This is a genomic window from Streptomyces sp. NPDC057623 (assembly GCF_042800355.1).
GTDB lineage: Bacteria > Actinomycetota > Actinomycetes > Streptomycetales > Streptomycetaceae > Streptomyces.
Genome location: NZ_JBHVGZ010000017.1, coordinates 93,143 through 97,008 on the forward strand (window position 1 = coordinate 93,143; position 3,866 = coordinate 97,008).

Below are 3,866 nucleotides of genomic sequence, written 5' to 3' on the forward strand. Positions count from 1 at the left end.
GAAAGAAATGAGGGGAGGGGGGGGGAGGGGGCAGGGGAAGAGAGGGGTGGAGGGGGGGGGGGGGGAGGGGGTGGTGGTGGGGGGGGGGGGCGTCGAACGGGGGGGGGGGGAACCCCCCCCCCCCCCCCCCCCGGTGCGCTGCCTGCCGTTCGTCAGAACACGACGGCTCAGGCCACGATCAGATAGATCCCGTACCCCACAGCCGCCGCACACGCCGCGAAGCACGCGTACGCGCCGGTGACCGCCAGGGTGGCCGAGCCGCCCTGGGCCGCGGCCTTCTCCTGGCGGGACAGGCCCGAGATGCCGAGGGTGAACAGGCCCACGAGGGCCACCGTGACCACGAGGCTGACGCCGAAGACGGAGCCGAGAGCCGCCCAGTCGATCTTCATGCTTCTTCTTCCTTGAGTACCGGGAGGAGTAACCGGGCGGGGGTCAGACCGTGGCCTGCGACGGCGTGGGCTCGGAGGCCGGGGCCGGGATGGTGGCCGAGAGCTCCTCGGTCGTCGTGCCCACGGGAGGCGGGGTCACGGCGGCCATGGCCGTGGTCACCACGCCGGCCGGCTCCTCGGACTCGTTGACGTTGGTGTGGTCGATGACCTCACGGCGGGAGATCTTCCAGATCGCGGCGCTGGAGCCGACCAGGAAGACCGCGACGGCGGCCGTGCCCCAGGCGCCGAAGCCCGTCACGTACTCCGCGAGCGCGCCGACCAGGGCGGCGGCCGGGAGGGTCAGACCCCAGGCGACGAACATCCGGGTGGCCGTCGACCAGCGGACCACGCCGCCCTTGCGGCCGAGGCCCGCGCCCATGACCGCACCGGAGACGGAGTGCGTGGTGGAGAGGGAGAAGCCGAGGTGCGAGGAGGCCAGGATGACGGTGGCCGCACTGGTCTGGGCGGCGAAGCCCTGCTGCGGCTGAAGGTCGGTCAGGCCCTTGCCCATGGTGCGGATGATGCGCCAGCCGCCGAGGTAGGTGCCGAGCGCGATGGCCAGACCCGCCGAGAGGATGACCCACATGGGCGGGTCGGAGTCGGGCGCGAGGGTGCCGCCGGCGACCAGGGCGAGGGTGATGATGCCCATCGTCTTCTGGGCGTCGTTGGTGCCGTGGGCGAGCGAGACCAGGCCGGCGGAGGCGATCTGGCCGGCGCGGTAGCCCTTCTTGGAGGCGTCGCCGTCGGCCTTCTTGCCGAGGGAGTACGTCAGGCGCGTGGCCAGCAACGCGGCGATGCCCGCGACCAGCGGGGCGGCGATCGCCGGGATCAGCACCTTGGTGACCAGCGCGTCGCCGTGGACCGCACCGACTCCGGCCGAGGCGATGGTGGCGCCGATCAGACCGCCCATCAGGGCATGCGAGGAGCTGGAGGGCAGGCCCACCAACCAGGTCAGCAGGTTCCAGAGGATCGCGCCGACCAACGCGGCGAAGATGACCTCGGGACGGATGCCGGTCTCGTCGACGAGACCCTTGGAGATCGTGTTGGCGACCTCCACGGAGAGGAAAGCGCCTACAAGGTTGAGCGCGGCGGACATGGCCACCGCGACCTTGGGCTTGAGTGCGCCGGTCGAGATGGTCGTGGCCATCGCGTTGGCGGTGTCGTGGAAACCGTTCGTGAAATCGAACGCGAGTGCGGTCACGACCACAATCGCGAGGATCAGCGAGAAGTTTTCCATTTACCCAGGCAATCGTTCGAGGTCATCGGTCGGTTGACCGTAGGAAACCTGAGTGAACGGAAGGTGAACTGGGGCAGGCCGCACGGTGTCCGTAGCAGGGGGTTGTTCCGACGGAAGCGGAGGTTCCTGCTCCGCCGGTCCCCTCGGTCAACGCGCGGCCCGGGCGCCGCAAGGCTCAGTGGTCTCGGGCGAACTTCCTGAGCTGGGTCATGGACCCGTTGAAGAGATTCTGGTCACCCGGCAGACTGCCGCTGCCGTTGTCGTACTGCCAGATGGTCCAGAACTGCCATCCGGCGGGCAGTGACCCCGCGGTCGCGGAGTCGTAGCGCGCTATCCACAGTGCGTGATTCGAGGCGAAGGCGCGGCTGGCGCCGGTGCAGGTGTTCCACCAGTGGGTCGTGGTGTAGATCACCGGACGGCGCCCGGTGAGCCGCTTCACCTCGTTGCTGAAGGACTGGATCCAGCCGACCATCTTCGCCTTGCTCAGCCCGTAGCACTTGTGCCTGCTGTAGGGGTTGTACTCGATGTCCAGCGCGGGCGGCAGCGTCCAGCCGTCCGACCGCCAGGCCCCGCCGTTGCGTACGAAGTGCGCCGCCTGCGTCCTGCCTGGCGACTTGTCCGGCAGTGCGAAGTGGTACGCGCCGCGGATCAGGCCCGCGTCGCGGGAGCCGTTGTACTGCTGGCCGAAGTGCGGGTTGCGGTAGGTGTGGGACTCGGTCGCCTTGACGTAGACGAACTTGGCGCCCTTCCCCCTGGAGCTCTGCCAGTCGACGTTCTTCTGGTGGGACGAGACGTCGTGGCCCCTGGGCTTGCCGGCCGCCGCGGCCGGTATCTCGACCAGCGCGGTTCCCCCAAGGGTGAGCGCTGCCACGGAAGCCGCCACGAAGCGGGAGCGGTGACGGGACGGTTTGCGATCACGGGCCATATTTCCCCCCGGAATGGCTGCGTGCACGACAAATCTCCCAGAGATTACTGGAAGATCGTTGAAAGCTGATCGATCTCAGGCCAAGCAGATGGAGAGGGTGATGTGTCCCGTTATGCACCCTTCCGGACGTCGGTCTTCCGCCCTAAAGTGCCCTGGTTCGGCGGCGACTTCAGGCCGTGCCGCCGTCGCGCCTGGCAGGATCGCCGCATGGCTGAGGAGCAGCGGGACCAGCGGGGCGCGCGGGCTGCGCGGGAGGGCACACAGGAAGCGGGGGAGCCCTGGGGCAGGAGTGCGCGCCCCGAGGAGGCGGATGCCTGGGAGGCGCTCGTGGCGACGGCTCGCCGGACCGTCTCCGACGGGCTGGTCGTCGGCACGTCCGGGAACGTCTCGGTGCGGGTCGGTGACACGGTGCTGGTCACGCCGTCCGGAGTGCCCTACGACCGTCTGACGCCGGACGATGTGACAGGGGTCGACCTGGACGGCGGGCGGGTGCTGGGCGCGCTGGTGCCGACGAGCGAGCTGCCCATGCACCTCGCCGTCTACCGCGCCACCGACGCCGGTGCCGTCGTCCACACCCACGCGGTCCACGCGACGGCCGTCTCGACCCTGGTGCCCGAGCTCCCGTTGATCCACTACATGGCCGGCGCCCTCGGAGGACCCGTCCGGGTTGCCCCGTATGCGACGTACGGCACGGAGGAGTTGGCCGAGAACATGCTCGGGGCCCTCACCGACCGCACCGCCTGCCTCCTCCAGAACCACGGCACGATCGCCTACGGCACCACCCTGGACCAGGCCTACGACCGCACTGCCCAGCTGGAGTGGATGTCCCGCCTGTGGCTCACGGCGTCCTCGGTGCCCGGCCTGTCGCCTGCCCTGCTGTCGGCGGGACAGGTGTCGGAGGCGGGGGAGCGGCTGCGGGGGTACGGGCAGCGCGGCTAGGTCCTCCGGCGGGGCTGCGCATTCCAGCCCCGCCGGCGGTCGAGGACGAGGCCACCGCCTGTCCGGCCCCCGCTGGGGGCTTCGTCACGTGGGTGCGGGCGGGTGTTCTCGGCGTCGGTCCGGATCCTTCGGGCTGTCTGGCGTTCGAGGGCGAGGCCACCGCTGTCTCGCATCCCCGCCGAACCGTTGGGGGCTTGGCCACGTGGGTGCGGGCGGGTGTGCTCGGCGCCGGTCCGGATCTTTCGGGCTGTCTGGCGTTCGAGGGCGAGGCCACCGCTGTCTCGCATCCCCGCCGAACCGTTGGGGGCTTGGCCACGTGGGTGCGGGCGGGTGTGCT

4 protein-coding genes are annotated in these 3,866 nt (G+C 70.3%); 1 reads left to right on the top strand and 3 read right to left on the bottom strand.

Annotated elements, in window-relative coordinates:
- Positions 1 to 167 precede the first annotated feature (167 nt).
- The 3 genes from ACFU95_RS19695 to ACFU95_RS19705 all read right to left on the bottom strand — a co-directional run bounded on the left by ACFU95_RS19695 (position 168) and on the right by ACFU95_RS19705 (position 2,590).
- Positions 168 to 389, bottom strand: a complete 222-nt coding sequence (locus ACFU95_RS19695; RefSeq protein WP_383828909.1) for a hypothetical protein — start codon at positions 387 to 389, stop codon at positions 168 to 170.
- A 43-nt stretch (positions 390 to 432) separates the two neighbouring features.
- Positions 433 to 1,665 (bottom strand): anion permease, encoded by a 1,233-nt coding sequence (locus tag ACFU95_RS19700; RefSeq protein ID WP_383828911.1) that lies wholly within the window; start codon positions 1,663 to 1,665, stop codon positions 433 to 435.
- A gap of 175 nt (positions 1,666 to 1,840) precedes the next feature.
- Complete coding sequence (locus ACFU95_RS19705; RefSeq protein WP_383828913.1) at positions 1,841 to 2,590, bottom strand: lysozyme; 750 nt, start codon at positions 2,588 to 2,590, stop codon at positions 1,841 to 1,843.
- 207 nt (positions 2,591 to 2,797) lie between these two features.
- On the opposite strand from ACFU95_RS19705, the gene ACFU95_RS19710 reads away from it, so the two are divergent.
- A complete protein-coding gene (locus tag ACFU95_RS19710) occupies positions 2,798 to 3,529 on the top strand; it encodes a class II aldolase/adducin family protein (protein ID WP_383828915.1) in 732 nt (243 codons plus the stop codon).
- Positions 3,530 to 3,866: the final 337 nt, after the last annotated feature.

Bases quoted from the DNA above. Each gene is read 5' to 3' on its own strand.
- ACFU95_RS19695 (WP_383828909.1), bottom strand. From the start codon at position 389: ATGAAGATCGACTGGGCGGCTCTCGGCTCCGTCTTCGGCGTCAGCCTC.
- ACFU95_RS19700 (WP_383828911.1), bottom strand. From the start codon at position 1,665: ATGGAAAACTTCTCGCTGATCCTCGCGATTGTGGTCGTGACCGCACTC.
- ACFU95_RS19705 (WP_383828913.1), bottom strand. From the start codon at position 2,590: ATGGCCCGTGATCGCAAACCGTCCCGTCACCGCTCCCGCTTCGTGGCG.
- ACFU95_RS19710 (WP_383828915.1), top strand. From the start codon at position 2,798: ATGGCTGAGGAGCAGCGGGACCAGCGGGGCGCGCGGGCTGCGCGGGAG.